This window comes from Marinobacterium stanieri (assembly GCF_900155945.1).
Taxonomy (GTDB): domain Bacteria; phylum Pseudomonadota; class Gammaproteobacteria; order Pseudomonadales; family Balneatricaceae; genus Marinobacterium; species Marinobacterium stanieri.
In genome coordinates this window covers 98,084-117,376 of the sequence record NZ_FTMN01000002.1, presented here as the reverse complement: position 1 = coordinate 117,376, position 19,293 = coordinate 98,084, and the positions used below count along the sequence as shown (strand labels likewise).

The following is a 19,293-nucleotide window of genomic DNA, read 5'->3' as shown; positions in this document are numbered from 1 at the left end:
GCCATTTATCTTCGAGAGCACAACAAGGAAGCAACTATGGGCATTTACCGGCGTGAGCACGGTGCCGAACACCCGTACTGGAAAATGGGACCCTTCAAGGTCCGCTTACCCTTTATTCATCACCGCTGGGAGTGGCCTGAGACTATTCAGGCGCTGATCATGTTTGTGGTCGGCATGGCAATGATTCCCCTGCTGGAAAAATATCTTGGCTTGCCCTACGACGTTGCTCTGGCTTTCGTTGTTGTCTGCGGCCTTGGGTTCATGTTGCCGACAATCCTGGGTGTACCCATGGTGCCGGGCTGGATTACACCGGCCATTCCGGTGGTCGGTTTGTACCTGGGCAATTTTGAACCGGGCCCCGATGCAATCCGTGCACTGATCGGTCTGCAGCTGGTGGTGACGCTGATCTTCTTTGTGCTTGGTGTAACGCGCCTGGGCAGTAAGCTGGTGGAACTGTTTCCGGCATCCATCAAGGGCGGCATCTTGATGGGGGCGGGTATTGCGGCCATTTCCGGTGAGATAGTCGAAGGTGGTCGTCTGGCACAGACGCCGATTTCGCTGATCATTGGTGGTGCTGTCACCGGTTACATCCTGTTCTCCCTGTCATTCCGTGACTGGACGGAAAAGCACCGCTGGGCACGCATTATCGCCGGTTACGGCATGGTACCGGGTGCCATTGTGGCCATGGTCATTGGCTGGGTAGCGGGTGAATACCCGATTCCGGATGTGCAGTTCGGTCTGACTTCACCGGCGTTTGACAAGATGCTGGATTACACGGTGTTCGGGGTTGGTTTGCCGTCAATTGAAGTGATCTGGATGGCGGTACCGACAGCGATTATTGCCTATATCATCGCCTTCGGTGACATCATTGTGGGCAAGAGCCTGCTGGATCGCGTCGACCACCTGCGTCCCGATGAAAAGATTGAAGTGAACGTGGATCGCGTGCACCTGATTACTGCACTGCGTAACCTGTTGCACTCACTGCTGGCGCCGTACCCGGGCCTGGCGGGTCCGCTGTTTACCGGTGCAATGGCGACCATTGCCGAGCGCTATCGTTATGGCCGTAAAGCCATGGATACCATCTACAGTGGTGCCAGCATCTTCTGGATTGTGGGCTTTATCGCACTGTTCATGCTGCCGCTGGTGACTGTGTTCAAGCCGGTGCTGCCGATTGCGCTGTCACTGACCCTGTTGATCACCGGTTACCTGTGTATCAGTGTGGGTGTTGAGCAGATTGATAACGCCACCTCCATGGGGGTGGCGGGCACCATGGGCGTTGTGTTGTCAGTATACGGTGCTGCCTATGGATTGGCCGTGGGTGTGCTGCTTTACCTGCTGTTCGAGAAGCGCTCGAAGAAGGCGCTGCAGGAACATGCAGATGAAGCCCCGGAAGAGCCGATCCATATTGAGGAGCGGGCAGAGGAGTACGGCAACCGCTAGGCGGTTTCCCGTGCGAAATCAGTACGGCTCCGGCGTTTCTGCCGGGGCCGTTCGCGTCCGGTGCGAACACAGTTTCGACCCTGCTCCTTGGCCATATACAGCGCCTGGTCTGCACGTTTAATAACTTGAGTCGGTGTTTCGTCCGGCTGGTTTTCACAGGCGCCAATGCTGATGGTGACATTCACCACCTTATTCTGCGCATCCTTGCCTCTTTTCTGGCGACCCTTCTCATTGCTTTTCGGCCGTTTGGCATCGCGAATAGCCAGCGGGTAACTGGCGACCTTTTCCCTGATGGTTTCCAGGGCCGGCAGGGCCTCGGCCTCGCTGCGCCGGCGAAATACCACCGTGAACTCCTCGCCGCCATAGCGGAAAAGTCGGCCGCCGGCCTGTACCGTGTTGAGCTGGGAGGCAACCATCCGCAATACCTGGTCGCCGGTATCGTGGCCGTAGCGATCGTTGAACTGTTTGAAGTGGTCGATATCGAGCATGGCAATCACATACTGGCGGCCGGGTGTCTGCAAATAATGCTCCAGGGCACGGCGGCCCGGTACGCCTGTCAACGTATCGAGGAAAGCCATGCTGTAGCCATGGTGAACCAGGGCTCCGATCAAGATCAGTTGTGACAGTACCTGGTACAGGCTGCCAATGAGGGGTAAATCCGGTTTGGCCAGGCTCAGTAACATGGCGATGGATAGAGTCAGTGTCACCAGTGTGTCCAGTGGGCGGCTGCGCAAAAAGCCCAGGCACAGAGCCAGCCAGACAAGGTTCCAAACCAGCGCGCCGTGGCTTAGTGTCAGTCCGGTGAAGGTGTACTCAATCAGCACTGGAGGCAGTGCCAGCAGCCATTCGGTCAGTGTCAGTGGTGCGTAGTGCCAAAGCAACAGCAGCGAAGCGTAGGGGCCTGCCAGCAGGCAGAGGCGGCGCATGCCGTTGCGTGACAGCAGGTGGCGGTCTGGCAGTAACAGAATGACCCACTGCAGTACCGGCCAGATCAGGCTGGCCAGCAGCAGAGTCATATACTGTGCCGGATTGGTGGCGGATTGTGCGGCCAAGAGTTGCAACATGGCACCGGCCAGTACCAGGTGAAGGCTGAGCCAGACTGCACGGTAATGTTTCAGGCCCAGTCCCAGCAACACGACAACCAGCGTTAACAGCAGGGGCAGGGTGCGGATCATGAGCTGCTGGTCATCACTCAGCTGCAGCAGCCTGCTCTCGAATATCAAGGGCAAGGGCAGCAAAATGAGTGGTATGGCTGTCAATATGATCCTGAGCAGCACTCGGTTCCCGGCTCCAGAACATGAACGAAAGGTGAATAATAGCATGCTTGGGGGCAGGACTCGCGTTTGATATACATCAGTTGAACGGTTGGGAACTTGTGCTATTGCTGGCTATGCTGAGTGAATACAGGAGGGGGTTATATGGAATCCTACGCGCGTTTTCTGGTGCACCTGAAACAGGATGAGCATCGCGGTGAGTTGCTGGTGAAACTGCGAAAATTGCTGCAGGCCGATTCCCAGGTGGAGCTGTTCAGCCATCATTACTCGGCAGCCGTTGAAGGCAGCACCTTGTTTGATCCCGAAAAGCATCAGCATGCGATTCAGTCATTGCTGCGTCAGATCGAAAAAGGGCTGCAGTCACATACCGATAAGCTGGAGCAGCTGGGTGTAAAGGCCGGAGCCGATGTGAGCTGGGGGCGGGATGAAGCCGAGACGCTGGTGCGCAAGGTCATGCGCTATAAGCCGGACCTGGTCATGCACGCACCGGACACACACCCGGATCTGTTACAGCGTATTCTCGGTGCACCTGAGTGGCGCTTGTTACGGCTGTGCCCTGCGCCCCTGTTGTTGAGCAAAAAGCAGCACTGGAACGAGCGCCCCATTATCGCCGCGACCATCGACCCCTTTCACCTGGATGACGAAACGGCAGAGCTGGATCAGTTGATCCTGACCCATGCACAGCGATTGGCGGAACAGGTCGACGGCGAGTTACATGTGCTGCATGTGTATCAGACCCTGCCACATTCGGCGATTTTCGATGAGCACCTGGTCATGGATTATGAGCAGTTGCAGAAAAAAGTGCGTGCCGATCACAGAGCACGTATCCAGGCCTTGATTAGTCCGCTGAACCTGTCCATTGATGACCCCTGTGTCCACTTGCTGGAAGGCGAACTGAGTCAGTGTGTGCCTGAATGGAGTGAGCGCATTGGCGTAGATGTACTGGTGATGGGGAGTCTTGCGCGCGGGTTTGTTGATCGGCTGTTACTGGGCAGCTCGGCCGAGCGTTTGCTGGAACGGGTCAGTTGTGACTTGATGGTACTCAAGCCGGACAGCTTTCACTGTCCGGTGGATGAGTTCTGACAGGGTTTACAGCCTGCTAAAACTTGAAGCTGGCCCAGACCGGAGCATGATCGGACGGCTTTTCCATGGCGCGGATATCGTAGTCGATTCCGGCATCCTCACAACGCTCCAGCAGTGGGCGGGTGGTCATGATGGCATCGATACGCAGGCCACGCTTGGGGTCGTCATCAAACCCCTTGCTGCGGTAATCAAACCAGCTGAAACGGCGTTCTTCGTCCGGATTCAGGTGTCGGAAGGTATCGACCAGCCCCCAATCATACAGGCGCTGCAGCCACTCTCGTTCTTCCGGCTGGAAGCTGGTTTTGCCGGTACGCAGCCAGCGCTTGCGATTGGGCTCGCCAATGCCGATGTCCTTGTCGGTCGGGGAGATATTCAGGTCCCCCATCACTGCCAGTAACTGGTCAGGATCCTGTTGTTCGAGGTGGCTCAGCAGGTCGGCGTAAAAGCGACGTTTTGCAGGGAATTTGAGCGGGTGTTCGACATTTTCACCCTGTGGGAAATAGCCGTTAAGTACTCGAACGATACTGCCGTCGGCTGCTTCAAAATCCGCCATGATCATGCGGCGTTGGGCATCGTCCTCATCACCTTCAAAACCATACTGAACATTCTGTGCGGGCTGTTTCGACAGCAGGCAAACGCCGTAATGGGTTTTCTGGCCGTGGAAAACCGCGTGGTACCCCATGGCTTCTATCTGCTCGATCGGGAACTGCTCATCGGCCACTTTTGTTTCCTGAATGCCGATTACATCTGGCTGGTGCTGGCGAATAACCGCTTCCAGCTGGTGCATGCGAGCCCTGATGCCGTTGGTGTTGAAGGAGATCAGTTTCATATTCATCCTGCGGTTGGCGCTTGAAAAACGGCATCATAGCAAAAAATATCGCGGTGACTGCTGTCCGGTTGATTGTGCTTGCCTATCGCCAAATGACAGGAATTTAATTGGTCCCCGTGTGCAAGCGCTGGTTACAATGGGGTAAAACCATGCATAGAAACAGGAGGTCCAGTGGCTGAGTTTGATTATGATCTGTTTGTGATCGGTGCCGGCTCCGGTGGGGTGCGAGCCGGGCGCATGGCTGCTGCCGAAGGTGTACGGGTCGCGGTGGCGGAAGATCGCTACCTGGGCGGTACCTGTGTCAACGTCGGCTGTGTGCCGAAAAAGCTATATGTGCATGCCTCTCATTACGCCGAGTCTTTTCATGAGGCCGAAGGTTTTGGTCTGACGGCGGAAGGGGTGAGCTTTGACTGGCCGCGTCTGCGTGACAACAAGTCCAGTGAAATTGCCCGTCTCAATGGTATCTATACCAATTTGCTGAAGAATGCCGGGTGTGACCTGATTGAAGGGCGTGCCCGGGTTGTTGGCCCTCATGAAGTTGAAGTGAATGGCAAGACCTACTCCTCCGAGCGCATTCTGGTGGCCACCGGTGGCTGGCCGTTTATCCCTGACTTCCCGGGGAACGAGCATGTGATCAGCTCGAATGAAGTGTTCGACCTGGAGCGTTTCCCTGAAGATGTGCTGGTGGTCGGCGGCGGCTATATCGCTGTTGAATTTGCCGGGATCTTCGCAGGTCTGGGTGCCAACACACACCTGATATATCGTGGTGACCTATTCTTGCGGGGCTTCGATCAGGAAATCCGTGAATATACCGCCCAGGAAGTGGCCAAGAAGGGCGTACAGCTGGAGTTCAACTGCAACATTACCGCTATTCGCAAGCTGGATAATGGCCGTCTGGAAGCGACGTTGACCGATGGCAGAGTGCTGGAGGCTGATCAGGTGCTCTATGCAACGGGTCGAGTCCCCAATATTAAGGGGCTGGGGCTTGAGCAGCTGGGCGTGGCCACGCGTGATAATGGCGCCGTGATTGTGAATGAGCAGTTCCAGACCACTGTACCCTCCATTTACGCCATTGGTGATGTAATTGACCGGGTGCAGCTGACACCGGTGGCGCTGGCAGAAGGCATGGCGCTGGTGCGTCACCTGTATGCGCAAGGGTCACCGGAGGTGGATTACGAATTGATCCCGACCGCCGTATTCTGTCAGCCCAACATCGGCACAGTGGGTTTAAGCGAAGAAGATGCCCGTAAGCGCCATGGCAACATTAAGGTGTTCAGCTCCGAATTCCGTCCGCTGAAGCATACCCTCAGTGGCAGTGATGAGCGTACCCTGATGAAGATGATTGTGGATGCCGAGACCGACCGTGTACTCGGAGTACACATGGTGGGGCCTGAAGCTGGCGAGATTATCCAGGGCATCGGTGTCGCGCTGAAAGCGGGTGCAACCAAGGCGACCTTCGACAGCACTATAGGAATCCATCCAACCGCTGCTGAAGAGCTGGTCACCATGAGTCAGCCGGTTCGCTAGGCGAGTTGTATTACTAGCCTCACCCTGAATATACAAGGCCGCTTATGCGGCCTTTTTTATGCTTAAGCGGCAGGTTTCCAAAGCGTCAGGGAGCGGAACCAGCCCTGGGAAGACAGCTGCTCAGTGATGTGCTGTTCCAGCTCGGCAGGTGTCAGGCTTTGCTGGCGCAGGGATGCCACCAGTGTCGTTCCAAGCTTGATCTCAACATCGATACTGGTCGGATGGTAATACAGCGTCAGCTCGTAGTCGGGCTCAAGGCTCAATGTATTGGCCAGGAGCACATCCAGCTGCTGGCTGATGTAGCGGCGAGAGGGCAGCTCGGGACTGGAAGGGTCCACTTCGGCTTCTTCGTCATCGTAGGTATCGATGTGGAAGATGATATGGCTGAGATCATCAAAGCGTTGTTTCAGCCGGGAGACAACAACATCACCGATATAATGGCCTTCGGCTGCACTCAAATGGGGCTCTACCTGTATATGCATCTCCAGCAGGCCCTGATTGCCCATGCGACGGCTTTTAAAGCTGTGCACACTGAGTACCCCATCCACCGAAAGAGCCTGTTCCTGCAGCTTGGCGACCTTGGTGTCCGGCAGTGCCGTATCCACCAGTTCGGTGATGCTGCGGGCAATCAGGTCCCAGCCGATCTTGCCGACCAGTAACGCCACCAGTACAGCGGCCAGGGCATCCAGCCACCACCAGCCGGCCATCGCACCGGCGACGGCGGCGAAGACAACAATGGATGAGAGCGCATCGCTGCGGCTGTGCCAGGCGTTGGCAATGATCAGGTCTGAATCCAGCTCTTTACCCACATTGAGGGTATAGCGAAAGATCCACTCCTTGCCGGCGATGGACAGGGCTGCAACCACTAACGCGGGCCAAGTGGGTGCTGCAGCAGGCTGCTCGTTAAACAGGGCCTGAAGGCTATCGTAAGCGAGGGTGACACCGACGGCGACAAGCAGGGCGCCCAGTATCACCGTGCCCACGGTTTCAAAGCGGGCATGACCCCAGGGGTGATTGTCATCCGGGCCGCGATGAGACAGGCGCAGGACAATGACCACCATAAAGTCGGTGACAAGATCGGATAGCGAGTGGATACCATCTGCGATAAGGGCGCTGGAGTTGGCCAGAATGCCGATCACGATTTTCAAGGCACCCAGGACCGCATCCAGTACGGCGCCAATGAGCGTTACTTTTTCCGCCGCTTTACGGCGTTGATCAAGTTGTTCCTGCATGAGCGGCCATCTCTGCCTGATTGGACTGCGTATGATAGCGGCTGATGCTTCTGGTCACCAGCGAGCACGCAAAATCGGCACGATCAGGTCTGCAACTGATTGAATATAAACGCTCAAAAACTACTGGTTATAAAGTAATCAATCTAAGGTTGGGCAAGTAACCATGCCTGCTGTCGCCGTTTGGTAATCAAATCTTCACAGTGTTATCCACAGTAGATGTGAGTAGGCGTGTGAAAGCCAGCTATAGCGCCTCTTGAGCGGCTATCCACATTGTATCGGTAAAAATCATTGCCTAAGATAAGCCTTTATCAAGGACGTAAAGGCGCACTATGCAACCCTCTGTGATAACGCTTTGGATTTTGCCGCTGGCCCTGTTCATTATCATGTTTGGTGTCGGCATGACTTTACGCTGGCATGACTTTACCCGGCTGTTGCGGGCACCTAGACCGGTAGCGTTGGGGCTGATCTGTCAGTTGTTGCTGTTGCCGCTGTTGGCCTTTGTGCTTGTTAAATTGTTTGTGTTGGCGCCGGTTGCGGCTGTGGGTTTGATGGTGTTGGCGTTTGCCCCGGGTGGAGCAACCTCCAATATGCTCTCACTCCTGGCGCGGGGGGATACGGCGCTTTCTGTTTCGCTCACCGCCATTACCAGTATGATCACGCCGTTTACATTGCCTGTTCTAACCCTGTGGATGTTGTCTCTGTGGGGGTTGTCGAGTCAGGCGTTGGCGTTTCCTGTATTGCCTTCAATTGCCAAGATGGTGGCGGTCACACTTGTACCTGTGATGCTGGGCATGTTTGCCAGTCACCGCTGGCCCGGCCTTGCGCAACGCATGCGCCGACCGGTCAAACTGATGTCACTGGTGTTCATGCTGATGGTGGTGAGTGCCATCGTCGCGGCGAATATGGATCGTCTTGGTGACATCATTCGTACGGCCGGTCCACTGGTGTTGCTGTTGGCCTGTGGTGCGCTGCTGTGTGGTTATCTGGTGGCACGCCTGGCTGGCTTGCAGCAGGCGCAGGGGATCACCCTGGCGCTTGAGACCGGCATCCAGAATGCAGGCACTGCGTTAATGGTCACGAGCGGGTTGCTGCAGAATGCGGAAATGTCCGGTGTGGTACTCATGTACGGCGTGCTGATGCAGGCGCCTGCATTGCTGCTGGTCGCCTGGCGCAATCGGGATCTGGTCGGGGCCAGGGTGGTGCAATCGTCCTGAGGGGTGATTAATCAATCCCCAGCATCTTGTGGGTCTGTAGGCTCAGCTGCCATCGCGGGTGCTGCAGACAGTAGTCAATACAGCGTCGCGTATACTGGCCTTGCAAAGGCCCATCCATGGGTTGCAGGTAGAAGTTGTCAAATTCCAGATCAGCAAAACGCTCGGGTGGTGCCAGGCTCTGAGGATAGACCAGCTTCAGCTCATGACCCCGAGTGATAATGACCTCGGCATCGGCTTTGGGGCTGACACAGATCCAGTCAATTCCTGCCGGCAGGGGTTTGGTGCCGTTGGTTTCGATGGCAATTTCAAACCCTTCTTCATGTAGAGCATCTATAAGTGCTTCGTCCAGCTGCAATGCGGGCTCACCGCCGGTACACACAACATAGCGACGCTGGCTGTCCTGCTTGGGCCAGAAGCTGGCAATTCGGGCAGCCAACTCGGCCGCTGTGGCAAATTTGCCCCCGTTCTGGCCATCGGTACCGATAAAATCGGTATCGCAAAAATCGCACACGGCCTTGCTGCGGTCCTGCTCACGGCCTGACCAAAGATTACAGCCGGTGAATCGACAAAAAACGGATGGGCGTCCTGCCTGGGCACCTTCGCCCTGCAGGGTGTAGAAAATCTCTTTGACGCTGTACATGAAGGCTCCTGAACATCAGGCGACAAGTGTATCTGCATCAGGATCGAGATCAAGCAAAAGGATGTTGCCGCTAAGATCGATTATACTGTCGCGATTACAACAGAAAAGGATATCAACATGTTTAAACCCTGGTTGGCGGCAACCTGCCTTGGTGCCGCACTGAGTCTGTCCTCGGCCGTACATGCCGAGGTCAAAATTGCTCCGGGCTTGTCCAGCTTCACGGTGATGCACGATGGTGAAGAAGTGGAAATCAAGCGGGCGCAGGATCAGGAGCATCAAATTCATCCGCTCTATGCCCTGACGGCCAGAGGCATGCCTCAGCCCATGCACCCCTTTGCGCCGCATCCGGTGGAAACGCTGGGCGAGCGGGAGTTCGTAGACTACATGATGCAGGCGCAGCAGGATGACAACATCATGATTGTGGACACCCGCACGATCGGCTGGCATGTGCGTCTGACGATCCCGGGGGCCAAAAGTTACCCCTATACAATGATGGATGATGCCGGCGATCGTGACTGGGCACTGGATGATTTTGGCGTGGTGAAAACCGGTAAAGAAGAATATGACTTCAGCAAGGCTAAAACCCTGGCCATGTTCTGTAACGGTTACTGGTGTGGCCAGACGCCGGCCATGATCCGTAAACTGCTTGAGGTGGGCTATCCTGCGGAAAAGCTGAAGTACTACCGTGGCGGCATGCAGGCCTGGACCAGCCTTGGTTTTACGGTGGTGGGGGACGACGCCCGCTAGGCGCCGCCCCTTGCTGATGCGCTCAGTTGCCTCTGGGCGCTTCGCCACCCATGGCGGTGAGGATTTCCGGTAGCAGGCGGGTGAACTCCAGGCCCATGCGTGCGATGTCAGCGTCATAGGCAGCCATGACATCATCCGGGGTGTCGGCATCGATCTGGTCGCGGAACTCTTCTGTCAGGCGCAGCCGGTGCAGGCTCAGGTCTTCATGCAGCACCAGCTCGACCTGCTGCTGCCAGTCCACCGCCAGGCGCTTGGCCAGCATGCCGGCTTCCAGGTGTGCTTGAATTTCTTCGCTCAACAGCTCCTGGCCCTTGATGCTGATTTTGGCGCCTTCTGCCATGGGGTCACGCAGCTCGCACTCATCGGACAGCGCCCATCCCTGAGGCAAGGCTTCTCCGGTCAACCAGCCGGTCATCACCTTGTCTGCTGACAGGTGTGTCAATGGCAGTTCAACCTTGAGGCTCCCCAGGGCTTCCCGCAAGGCATTCAGCAGCTCTTCTGCACGCTTGTGACTGGTGGCATCGACCGCGATCCAGCCCTGTTGCGGCATGACCAGAGCATGCAGGCCCTTGCGGCGGGTAAAGCTGCGCGGGAGGAGGTCGAGTACGACTTCATCCTTGAGTTGCAGCTTTTCCTTGCGATAGACCTTGCGAGACTCTTCCGCCTCGATGCTGTCCACCTTGTCAGCCAGTGCGTCCTTTACGACGCTGGCGGGCAGAATGCGTTCTTCCTGCAGCAGGTTGATCAACATGAATCCCTGGCTGGCGAATACCAGCATGTCATCCATTTCCTTGACCGGGCGGCTCCAGCCCAGGCTACTCAGCTCCTGACTGCCGCAAGGGCGGAAGGGGTGCTGTGACAGGGCTTCTTCAAGATGTTCCGGGGTGAAACCGGGTTCCGGGGTAAAGCGATAGAAAATCAGGTTGCGGAACCAGAGCATAGCCTCTCCTGGGGGTTGGATCGATGGGAGAGGGAGTATAACGCAATGCGCGGAAGGACTCAGTGTTCTTTATGCAGAGCCTGATCGATAGCCTGGTCGAGATAGAAGCCGTAGAAATCACGTGAGCTGATGCCTACCAGAGGCTCCGTAAGTGACTGTCCTTCCTCATCGAGAAGCAGCACGCTGGGATAAAAACGTACATTCAGGCCCTTGGCAAAATCGCGTGCACTGACTTGCTTGCCCTGTGCGGTTGTGATCGGGCCGGCGGTGGCGACCTTGAGTTCTCGAATCGCCAGGCCTTGCGGGGGTTGTTCCTGCAGGGGCAGGAGGAATTCATTACGCACCAGGTCGCAGTAGCTGCAATCGGGCTGGGAGAAAAGTACCAGCCACACGTGCGCTTTCTGGTTGTCGTGACTGAGTTGGGTCAGCGGTGGCAGCGTTTGTGCGTTGGCCAGGCTGGAAATCAGGCAAAGGGCCAGTGTTGCCAGTAGTCTCAAGGGTGCGCTTCCATAAATGCTTCAACGAGATCCACAACATCATAGGTATACAGATCACGGAAGAAATGGCTCGCACCATCAATGCTGGCCGTTTCAACAGTGGGGTTGGTGACCGTTTCCATGGCTTTACTCAGGTCGGGTACAACCTGATCAGCGGTCCCTGCGATCACCAGGGTTGGCAGTTGGGTGTTCTGCAAGAGGCTGGGTGTGTGATGTGAAGGCTGGTCCGAGTAGTAGCTGACAAAGGTGTCTGCATTGACCTTGGCATCTTCGCAGTAGAGGAAATCGACAGGGTCGGGCAAAGGGCCCGTCGCCTGGTTTTTAGCCTGTTGCAGCAGGGGCGCCAGTGGCTGGCCGTACCGTTGTGCATAGGACTTTGCTTCGGCTTCTGCATTCCAGGTCATGGGCGCGAGCAAAACCTGCCCCATCAAGGCAGTGCTGTCGGTTTCTTGTGACAGCAGGGCAGCCTGGTTGCCCCCACGTGAATGGCCCAACAGCAGGATGCGCTCAGCGCCCTGAGCTTCAAGCCACTCCAGCCATAGTGCCAGTTCTGCAACGGCGTCTTCGTGGTGGTGTGTATGCGGCGTGGAGCAGTCATACATGCCCTGACGATCGCTGATGCCCAGGCTAAGCGTGGGAGCAAGGCTGGCAATATCATACTCGGCCAGAGTGTTCTGCAGAGCACTGACCAGCTCCATGCGCCCGTGGGCAAGGGTGCCGTGGCTGATCAATACCAGGCTGCGGCCGGTCAGATCGTCTTCTCCGGCGGATTCCAGGTTGGCATTCAATACCAGGTCCTGGTGGGTCAGCTGGATATTCTCTGCCTGTGCAGCGGTGGCACACAGAAGGGCGGCGGCGAGAGTCGTGACCAGACGCATGGGGGCTTCTCCTTGAATTAGAGGCCTTCGTAAGCCAGTAGGGAATAGACCGGAATACCCAGCTCCTGAATGCGGGTGGACCCCTGCAGGTCGGGCAGATCAATCAGGGCGGCTGCTTCGATAACTTCAGCGCCGAGTTTATTGATCAGCGTACAGGCGGCCAGCAGAGTACCACCGGTAGCAATCAGGTCATCAAACAGTAGCACACGATCGCCGGCCTGCAGGGCGTCGCTCTGCATTTCGACAGCAGATGTGCCGTATTCAAGCTCATACTCCTGATGAATGGTTTCACCTGGCAGCTTGCCTTTTTTACGCACCAATACCAGTGGCAGGTTGAGCTGGTAGGCCATGATGGAGCCGAACAGGAAGCCGCGGGCATCAATACAGGCGATGTGGGTGATATCGCTGTCGACATAACGCTGGATAAAGGCGTCTGACACCATGCGCATGGCTTTGGGGTCTTTGAAAATCGGGGTGATATCTCGGAATACTACGCCGGGTTCTGGCCAGTCCTGCAGTGAACGGATAACGGACTTTACGTAAAACTCATCGTAGGACATAGAAATTCTCCGAGACGGACAGGCTGTTGATATAACTCAATGCTGCGGTCGCAAAATACAGGTGTAATGAGGGCGTTGGGTTACACATTGAGATGGCTACTTCATTGTGCAACTTGGGCACAGTCCTCTGGACTGTGCCTTTTTTATTTGGGCGTCCGCTGCCCGCTTTCTGCAATAGCCATTACTGACTCAAGATGTCTTTTCCTTGGAGTGGGGGCACTCGTCATCCTGGGCTTCACCGGACAGACGGTACATCTCTTCAAGGTTGGTCAGCTCAACTTCCTTGCCATCCACGCGCATCAACTCCATTTTCTGAAAACGCGTAAAGATACGGCTGACGGTTTCAACGGCCAGGCCCAGGTAGTTGCCGATTTCATTACGTGACATGGACAGACGGAAGTTGGACGCCGAGTAACCACGTGCCTTGAAGCGCTGGGACAGTTTCAGCAGGAAGGTGGCAACGCGCTGTTCCGCATTCTTCTTGGACAGCAACAGCATCATTTGCTGGTCGTCACGCAACTCCTTGGACATGCTGCGCAACATCTGGCGACGCAGTTCAGGCAGCTGGCCGGACAGCTCATCCAGGCGCTCGAATGGAATTTCGCACACGGTGGTGGTTTCCAGCACCTTGGCAGACATGGGGTAGTTTTCGGCATCATAGCCGCTCAAACCCACCAGTTCTCCAGGGAAGTAAAAACCGGTGATCTGCTCTTCACCCTCGTTGGTCAGGGTGTAGCTCTTGATAGAGCCGGCACGGATGGCGTAGACGGAGCTGAAGGGCTCGCCCTGGTGAAACAGATGCTCGCCTTTTTTCAGGGGACGGCTCTTGTCGATAATGTCGTCAAGGCGGTCAATTTCTGTCAGTTCAAGCGAAACAGGCAGGCACAGAGAGCTGAGGCTGCAGGTTTTACAATGAACTTGCGGCAGACTATGGAGCTTTCCCTGAGATTTCCAATCGGCCATGAGGGGGTTCCTTTCTGATCTGGAGTTACAACGCGATGGCAATTAGCCGCATTATGTAACATTTCCCCCCATGGGTGAAGGTTTTCAGCCCTCCCTGGCCGGTGTATCAGATAATACGCGAGAAGTTGTTGCTCGGTTGTTGTTTGGGGATGTAGGCGTCAAACGCCATACAAATACGGCGAATCAACAGGCGGCCGGCTGGCGTTACGCGAATGTGGGTCGGGCTCTGCTCAATGAGGCCATCCTTCTCAAACTGGGCCAACTCGGTCTGCTCAGCGGCAAAGTAGTCGTCAAAGGTCACGTCAAAGGGGGCCAGAACCTCTGCCTTGTCCAGTTCAAACTGACAGATCAACTGGGTGATCACGGCCCGACGGATATGGTCATCCGGCGTCAGGATAACACCACGCTTGACCGCATGCTCCTGCTGGCTGACGCCCTGTGTGTAGGCAGAGAGATCATGTTCATTCTGGTAATACACATCGCCAATCTGGCTGATGGCCGATACGCCCATTGCAACCAGGTCACAATCAGAGTGCGTCGTGTAGCCCTGGAAGTTTCGGTGCAGCTTGCCCTGTGCCTGGGCGATGGCCAGTTCGTCGTCCGGCTTGGCAAAATGGTCCATGCCGATATACACGTAGCCGGCGTCCAGCAGCCGTTGGATTGTCTGTTGCAAAATATCGAGCTTGGTGGCGGACGAGGGCAGATCTTCTGCGCGAATGTGCTTCTGTGAACGGAAGCGATCAGGCAGGTGCGCATAGTTGAACACCGAGAGTCGGTCCGGACTCATGTCGATCACGGTATTCAATGTTTCGGCAAAGCTGTCAGCGGTCTGGTGTGGCAGGCCGTAGATCAGATCCATGTTGATCGATTTGAAGCCCAGCTCACGGGAGCGGGTGAGGATCGCCTGCGTCTGTTCCGTTGGCTGTACCCGGTTCACGGCTTCCTGAACCTGAGGGTTTACATCCTGAACACCTAGGCTGATGCGGTTGAAACCGATGTCACGCAAGACACCCAGGGTGTCATGGCTGGCTTCACGCGGGTCAATTTCGATTGAGTAATCGCCCTTGTCATCGTCCCGCAGGCGGAAGTGCTGGCCAAGCATCTGCATCAGCTCTGCCATCTGCTCATCACTGATAAAGGTGGGTGTGCCACCTCCCCAGTGCAGCTGGTTGACGATGCGGTCCTGACTGTACCACTGCGACAGCTGGGACATCTCGCGGTACAGGGTATCCAGGTAGGGCTGGGCCTTGTTGCGATTACGCGTGATCACCTTGTTACAGGCACAGTAGTAACAGACATGTGCACAGAAGGGGATGTGCACGTAGAGGGACAGTGGTGCTGCCGTGTCGGTTGTTTCCCGTGCTGTCGACAGCAAGGCCTCGGGTGTCAGCGGGCTATCGAACTGAATGGCCGTCGGGTAAGACGTATAGCGGGGACCGGACAGGTCATAACGACGGATCAGGTCCAGATCCCAGCGGATATCGGTGTCTCGTTTCACCACAAAACCTCATGCATAGGTGGTCAAGCGAGCAGTATAGCGCGTGAGGGTTGGCGGGTGGTTGATGAATATCAAGCGTGGCCGAGCAATCCCTGCCAGGGCAGCGTGAGCAGGCCGAATATGATGACCAGTGCGCCGGCACTTTGTCTTACGCCCTTGCGTTGCAGTGCCTGGCGCAGCTGACCCGCCAGAACGGATGTTGTCATCATGGCGGGCAGTGTGCCCAGGCCAAACAGCAGCATCAGCATCGCACTTTCTGGCGCGCTTTGGCCCGTGGTGCCCGCCCAGATCAGTGTTGTATAGACGAGCCCACAGGGCAGCCAGCCCCAGAGGCCGCCGAGGAAGAGGCACTTCCATAAACGGTCGGCCGGCAAAAACGCTTTAGTGAGGGGTTGAATGCGACGCCAGATAATCTGTCCGACGCGTTCCAGGTATGCCGCGCCCTGCCACCATTGAGCGATATAAAGACCCATGACGATCATGATCAGCGCAGCGACTGTGCGCAGGCTGATCGTCAGTGCCTGGCCCTGAGCCAGTATGGCTCCGAACTGACCGACCAGCAGGCCTGCGATGGCATAGCTGAGCAGGCGGCCAATATTAAAGCCGAGCAGGTAGAGGGGTGTTGAGGCCTTGCCGCTGGCGCTGAGTGCAACACTGCCGGCAATGCCGCCACACATGCCAATGCAGTGAGTGCTGCCGGCGAGGCCAAACAGAACGGCAGCCAGGATTGCAGGAAATTCGGTCACTTGGAGTCCTGAGACCGGTTCTTGTCTTTGTCCTGACGCGCATCTTCAGGAATCATGTCTTCGTCATCATCATAGAGAATGCGATGCGCCGGAGATTCCAGGTCATCAAACTGACCCTGTTTGACGCTCCATGAGAAAGCCCAGATCGCAACGCTGGCCAGAATAATGGCGATGGGAATGAGCAGGTAGATAATGTCCATGATTCAACTCCGACGCGGGGGCTTGATTCGAGGTGTGCGGGCCAGACGCATGGCATTACCGACCACAATCAGCGAACTGGCTGACATGCCCACGGCGGCCATATATGGTGCAATGAAGCCCAGCGCTGCCAATGGCAAGGCTACCAGGTTATAGAGTAGTGCCCAGCTCAGGTTTTCACGAATGACCAGGCGGGTCTTGCGTGCCAGCAGGATACCCAGAGCAAGCCGCTTCAGCTCACCCGAGATCAAGACGGCATCGGCGCTTGTCTTGGCCAGATCGGTGGCGCTGCCCATGGCGATGGAGGTGCGAGCACCCGCCAGAACCGGGATGTCATTGATGCCATCGCCGACCATGACAACACTGGCTCCATCATTCTGGAGCTGCTTGATATAGGCCAGCTTCTGATCTGGCGACATGCCGCGCTGGACTTCGCTGATGCCAAGCTGTTCAGCAACCCTGGGAGCGGCCTCGGATTCATCACCGGTGAGCATGGCAACATGAATGCCGCGCTGGTGCAGCATGGTGATTAACTCGGGAGCATCCTGTCGAACCTGGTCATCCACCGAGAACCAGGCCACCGGGCCTTGTTCGTCAGCCAGCAACAACCATTGCACAGCCATTTCAGGTGTTGCCGGGGTTTCGCCCCCATAGAGTTCTGCGGCATAGGATGCCTTGCCCAGGCGGAAGCGCTGCTGTTGGAACAGACCTTCTACCCCTGCGTTCACCTGTACCCTGACGTCCTGGGCTTCCTGCCTGAAGAAGGGGCGGAAGGCCTGGGCGATGGGGTGCTCGGATGGCTGTTCCAGTGATGCGGCAATGGTATAGGGGTTGGCTGCAAAACCAGGACGCAGCAGGTGCATGTCGCGCACGCTCAGGTTGCCTTCAGTCAAGGTGCCTGTCTTGTCGAAAACGACATGGGTGGCGCTGGCAAGACCTTCGAGCACGTGCCCGCGTGTGATGAGCAAGCCCTGCTGGCGCAGAGTGCCGGTCGCCGCAGTCAACGCGGTAGGTGTTGCCAGGGACAGTGCACAGGGGCAGGTGACGACCAATACCGACAGCGTAATCCAGAAGGCATCGGCCGGGGATACCAGATACCAGGCGGTAGCTACGGTTACCGATGTAAGCAGCACGGCCATGACAAAATATCGTGCCACCTTGTCAGCAACTTTGGCTGTAGCCGGTTTTTCAGACTGGGCACGTTCTATCAGGCTGATAATGGCTGAAATACGGGTATTTTGTCCGGTTTCCGTGATGCGGACCTTGATCGGGTGCTCTACGTTGATGGTGCCACCAACCACGGTATCGTCGCACTTTTTGCTGATGGGCAGATACTCACCGGTGAGGGCGGATTCATCGATGGTGCTGTTGCCTTCAATGATGACACCATCTGCCGGAATGGTATGCCCGGGCTTGACCAGTACGATTTGATCAACCTGGAGTTCGGATGCCGGGATCAGTTTTTCATGGCCATCCATCAGCAGGGTGGCGCTTCCCGGCAGCAGGTCCATCAAGGCATTACCGGCACGACCTGTACGGTGGCGAGCCTGCATTTCAACAAAGCGGCCGATCAACAGGAAGAAGGTAAACATGGTGACCGAGTCGAAATAGACTTCGCCCGTATTGGTAAGGGTGGCCCAGATACTGGCCAGGAACGCTCCGCCAATAGCGATGGAAACCGGCACGTCCATGCTGAGCTGGCGTGTGCGCAAGTCGCGCCAGGCGGCGATAAAAAACGGGCGTGCAGAATACAGCACCACCGGAGTGGTAATGACCAGGCTGCTCCAGCGGATGAACTCGACGAAGCGGGACTCCATATCCTGGAGTGCGCCGGCATAGAGGGCGACGGCCATCATCATGACCTGCATCATGCCGACCCCGGCAATCCCCAGGCGGCGAATGGCACGCTTTTTCTCGGCTTCCAGCAACTGCTCTTCGCGGTTGGGGTGGAAGGGGTGCGCCCGATAGCCGATGTGCATGATTTCAGCGAACAGACGGCTCAAGGAGGTTTGTTCGGGGTCCCAGACCAGTCGTCCGCGGTGATTGGTCAGGTTGACACTAAATGACTCAACCCCGGGCTGGCGTGACAGGTGGTGCTCAAGCAGCCATACGCAAGCCGCGCAGGTAATGCCTTCCATAACCAGGGTTGCTTCGCTGCGGTTATCTTCCAGGCTGCGAACAAAACCGGCCTGAATGGACGGGTTGTCATACAGGGCCAGCTCGTCATCAAGCGGGGCTCCGCCTGTCAGGTTGTCCGGTGCAGGGGCAAGATTGTCACGGTGGCGGTAGAAGTTGTCCAGCCCGCCGTCAACAATGGTTTGGGCCACAGCCTGACAGCCCGGGCAGCACATGCTGCGTGCCGAGCCATCAATAACCGTGGTGTAGTCGGTACCGGGCGGGACCGGAAGGCCGCAATGAAAACAGTCCTGACGAGCATCACTGCTCTGGACTTTGGACTCTGCGTTCACTGTGGTTTAAGGGTGTAGTTGAGCTGTTCGTCAAAAGGAGGCTCAATTTCCAGACGTACCTGCCAGTTATCATCCATGGGGCTCAGGGACAGATAGCGCTTGCTGCTGATTTTACCCTGCAGGCTGCTGGCATAGAGGCCTTTGCCATCGACGCTGCGCAATGTCAGTGTCTGGTCATATTTCTGATGCGTCGGGTGAATGATGTTCAGACGCAGCTGTTCAGGAAAACTGTCCAGCAAACCATTGAGGCGCAGGTTGACGTCGCCGGTCATGCGGTCGATTTTCAGGTCGCCCTGGATTTCCAGGTTGCGTGCCTGATCCTGACGGGAGGTGTCGATATTCATACCGCGAGCGACTTTGTAATAGTCCTCTTTCACCACGCCATCACTGGTGGTAACGGCGATATACATAAAGATCGTGGCGTAAATAAATACGGCGAACAGTGGTGCAAGGACAAACCAAAGCCAGGGCTGTTTGAACCAGGGGGCGGTAGCTTGTTCGTGTGTATTCATGACACTCCTTGAAATGCAGACGGCCGGATTAACCGGCCGCCATTCTA

At 56.5% G+C, this 19,293-nt stretch carries 19 protein-coding genes; 5 read left to right on the top strand and 14 right to left on the bottom strand.

Going from position 1 to position 19,293, the window contains the following annotated elements; all coding sequences use genetic code 11:
• Positions 1-36 precede the first annotated feature (36 nt).
• A complete protein-coding gene (locus tag BW956_RS05380) occupies positions 37-1,440 on the top strand; it encodes a xanthine/uracil/vitamin C permease (protein ID WP_076461467.1) in 1,404 nt (467 codons plus the stop codon).
• Here the strand turns inward: BW956_RS05380 and BW956_RS05375 are convergent.
• Positions 1,437-2,699 carry a GGDEF domain-containing protein gene (locus BW956_RS05375; protein ID WP_175611968.1) on the bottom strand — a complete coding sequence of 421 codons (1,263 nt, stop codon included), beginning with the start codon at positions 2,697-2,699 and terminating at the stop codon, positions 1,437-1,439. The two genes, BW956_RS05380 and BW956_RS05375, sit on opposite strands and share 4 nt — an antisense overlap.
• Positions 2,700-2,858: 159 nt before the next feature.
• On the opposite strand from BW956_RS05375, the gene BW956_RS05370 reads away from it, so the two are divergent.
• Positions 2,859-3,797, top strand: a complete 939-nt coding sequence (locus tag BW956_RS05370) for a universal stress protein (protein WP_076461463.1) — start codon at positions 2,859-2,861, stop codon at positions 3,795-3,797.
• A gap of 16 nt (positions 3,798-3,813) precedes the next feature.
• Here the strand turns inward: BW956_RS05370 and xthA are convergent, their stop codons facing one another.
• Positions 3,814-4,626: an exodeoxyribonuclease III gene (xthA, locus tag BW956_RS05365; RefSeq protein ID WP_076461461.1), complete on the bottom strand. Its 813-nt coding sequence runs from the start codon at positions 4,624-4,626 to the stop codon at positions 3,814-3,816.
• Positions 4,627-4,797: 171 nt separating this feature from the next.
• Here xthA and gor point away from each other — a divergent pair, with 171 nt between their 5' ends.
• Positions 4,798-6,153 carry a glutathione-disulfide reductase gene (gene gor / locus BW956_RS05360; RefSeq protein WP_076461459.1) on the top strand — a complete coding sequence of 452 codons (1,356 nt, stop codon included), beginning with the start codon at positions 4,798-4,800 and terminating at the stop codon, positions 6,151-6,153.
• 62 nt (positions 6,154-6,215) lie between these two features.
• Here the strand turns inward: gor and BW956_RS05355 are convergent, their stop codons facing one another.
• On the bottom strand, positions 6,216-7,385 hold the full coding sequence (locus BW956_RS05355; protein WP_076461457.1) for a cation diffusion facilitator family transporter: 1,170 nt from the start codon (positions 7,383-7,385) through the stop codon (positions 6,216-6,218).
• A gap of 329 nt (positions 7,386-7,714) precedes the next feature.
• On the opposite strand from BW956_RS05355, the gene BW956_RS05350 reads away from it, so the two are divergent.
• Positions 7,715-8,599: a bile acid:sodium symporter family protein gene (locus BW956_RS05350; RefSeq protein ID WP_076461455.1), complete on the top strand. Its 885-nt coding sequence runs from the start codon at positions 7,715-7,717 to the stop codon at positions 8,597-8,599.
• A gap of 7 nt (positions 8,600-8,606) precedes the next feature.
• Here the strand turns inward: BW956_RS05350 and queE are convergent, their stop codons facing one another.
• Positions 8,607-9,239 (bottom strand): 7-carboxy-7-deazaguanine synthase, encoded by a 633-nt coding sequence (gene queE, locus BW956_RS05345; RefSeq protein ID WP_076461453.1) that lies wholly within the window; start codon positions 9,237-9,239, stop codon positions 8,607-8,609.
• A gap of 117 nt (positions 9,240-9,356) precedes the next feature.
• Between queE and BW956_RS05340 the strand changes: the two genes are divergently transcribed.
• A complete protein-coding gene (locus tag BW956_RS05340; protein WP_076461451.1) occupies positions 9,357-9,986 on the top strand; it encodes a rhodanese-like domain-containing protein in 630 nt (209 codons plus the stop codon).
• Positions 9,987-10,008: 22 nt separating this feature from the next.
• On the opposite strand, the gene BW956_RS05335 is transcribed toward BW956_RS05340, so the two are convergent.
• The 10 genes from BW956_RS05335 to BW956_RS05290 all read right to left on the bottom strand — a co-directional run bounded on the left by BW956_RS05335 (position 10,009) and on the right by BW956_RS05290 (position 19,246).
• Positions 10,009-10,926, bottom strand: a complete 918-nt coding sequence (locus BW956_RS05335; RefSeq protein ID WP_076461449.1) for a recombination-associated protein RdgC — start codon at positions 10,924-10,926, stop codon at positions 10,009-10,011.
• 59 nt (positions 10,927-10,985) lie between these two features.
• Entirely contained in the window at positions 10,986-11,423 is a 438-nt protein-coding gene (locus BW956_RS05330; protein WP_083702946.1) for a thioredoxin family protein, read from the bottom strand.
• Positions 11,420-12,301: an alpha/beta hydrolase gene (locus tag BW956_RS05325; RefSeq protein ID WP_076461447.1), complete on the bottom strand. Its 882-nt coding sequence runs from the start codon at positions 12,299-12,301 to the stop codon at positions 11,420-11,422. The genes BW956_RS05330 and BW956_RS05325 overlap by 4 nt, the downstream gene beginning before the upstream one ends.
• A gap of 17 nt (positions 12,302-12,318) precedes the next feature.
• Positions 12,319-12,861 (bottom strand): adenine phosphoribosyltransferase, encoded by a 543-nt coding sequence (locus BW956_RS05320; RefSeq protein ID WP_010324305.1) that lies wholly within the window; start codon positions 12,859-12,861, stop codon positions 12,319-12,321.
• Between the two features lie 189 nt (positions 12,862-13,050).
• Positions 13,051-13,824, bottom strand: coding sequence for a fumarate/nitrate reduction transcriptional regulator Fnr (fnr, locus tag BW956_RS05315; protein WP_076461445.1), 774 nt, complete (start codon positions 13,822-13,824; stop codon positions 13,051-13,053).
• 106 nt (positions 13,825-13,930) lie between these two features.
• Complete coding sequence (hemN, locus tag BW956_RS05310) at positions 13,931-15,322, bottom strand: oxygen-independent coproporphyrinogen III oxidase (protein ID WP_076462097.1); 1,392 nt, start codon at positions 15,320-15,322, stop codon at positions 13,931-13,933.
• 71 nt (positions 15,323-15,393) lie between these two features.
• Positions 15,394-16,068, bottom strand: coding sequence for a sulfite exporter TauE/SafE family protein (locus tag BW956_RS05305; RefSeq protein ID WP_076461443.1), 675 nt, complete (start codon positions 16,066-16,068; stop codon positions 15,394-15,396).
• Positions 16,065-16,268 carry a cbb3-type cytochrome oxidase assembly protein CcoS gene (gene ccoS, locus BW956_RS05300; RefSeq protein ID WP_010324309.1) on the bottom strand — a complete coding sequence of 68 codons (204 nt, stop codon included), beginning with the start codon at positions 16,266-16,268 and terminating at the stop codon, positions 16,065-16,067. Before ccoS ends, BW956_RS05305 begins: the two co-directional genes overlap by 4 nt.
• Before the next feature lie 3 nt (positions 16,269-16,271).
• The gene (locus tag BW956_RS05295; protein ID WP_076461441.1) at positions 16,272-18,734 is read right to left on the bottom strand and encodes a heavy metal translocating P-type ATPase; all 2,463 of its coding nucleotides are present in this window, start codon (positions 18,732-18,734) and stop codon (positions 16,272-16,274) included.
• Entirely contained in the window at positions 18,731-19,246 is a 516-nt protein-coding gene (locus BW956_RS05290) for a FixH family protein (protein WP_010324311.1), read from the bottom strand. The genes BW956_RS05295 and BW956_RS05290 overlap by 4 nt, the downstream gene beginning before the upstream one ends.
• Between the last annotated feature and the right edge of the window lie 47 nt (positions 19,247-19,293).

Coding starts and splice junctions, on each gene's coding strand:
- BW956_RS05380 (WP_076461467.1), top strand. CDS start 37: ATGGGCATTTACCGGCGTGAGCACGGTGCCGAACACCCGTACTGGAAA.
- BW956_RS05370 (WP_076461463.1), top strand. CDS start 2,859: ATGGAATCCTACGCGCGTTTTCTGGTGCACCTGAAACAGGATGAGCAT.
- xthA (WP_076461461.1), bottom strand. CDS start 4,626: ATGAAACTGATCTCCTTCAACACCAACGGCATCAGGGCTCGCATGCAC.
- BW956_RS05355 (WP_076461457.1), bottom strand. CDS start 7,385: ATGCAGGAACAACTTGATCAACGCCGTAAAGCGGCGGAAAAAGTAACG.
- BW956_RS05350 (WP_076461455.1), top strand. CDS start 7,715: ATGCAACCCTCTGTGATAACGCTTTGGATTTTGCCGCTGGCCCTGTTC.
- queE (WP_076461453.1), bottom strand. CDS start 9,239: ATGTACAGCGTCAAAGAGATTTTCTACACCCTGCAGGGCGAAGGTGCC.
- BW956_RS05340 (WP_076461451.1), top strand. CDS start 9,357: ATGTTTAAACCCTGGTTGGCGGCAACCTGCCTTGGTGCCGCACTGAGT.
- BW956_RS05335 (WP_076461449.1), bottom strand. CDS start 10,926: ATGCTCTGGTTCCGCAACCTGATTTTCTATCGCTTTACCCCGGAACCC.
- BW956_RS05325 (WP_076461447.1), bottom strand. CDS start 12,301: ATGCGTCTGGTCACGACTCTCGCCGCCGCCCTTCTGTGTGCCACCGCT.
- BW956_RS05320 (WP_010324305.1), bottom strand. CDS start 12,861: ATGTCCTACGATGAGTTTTACGTAAAGTCCGTTATCCGTTCACTGCAG.
- fnr (WP_076461445.1), bottom strand. CDS start 13,824: ATGGCCGATTGGAAATCTCAGGGAAAGCTCCATAGTCTGCCGCAAGTT.
- ccoS (WP_010324309.1), bottom strand. CDS start 16,268: ATGGACATTATCTACCTGCTCATTCCCATCGCCATTATTCTGGCCAGC.
- BW956_RS05290 (WP_010324311.1), bottom strand. CDS start 19,246: ATGAATACACACGAACAAGCTACCGCCCCCTGGTTCAAACAGCCCTGG.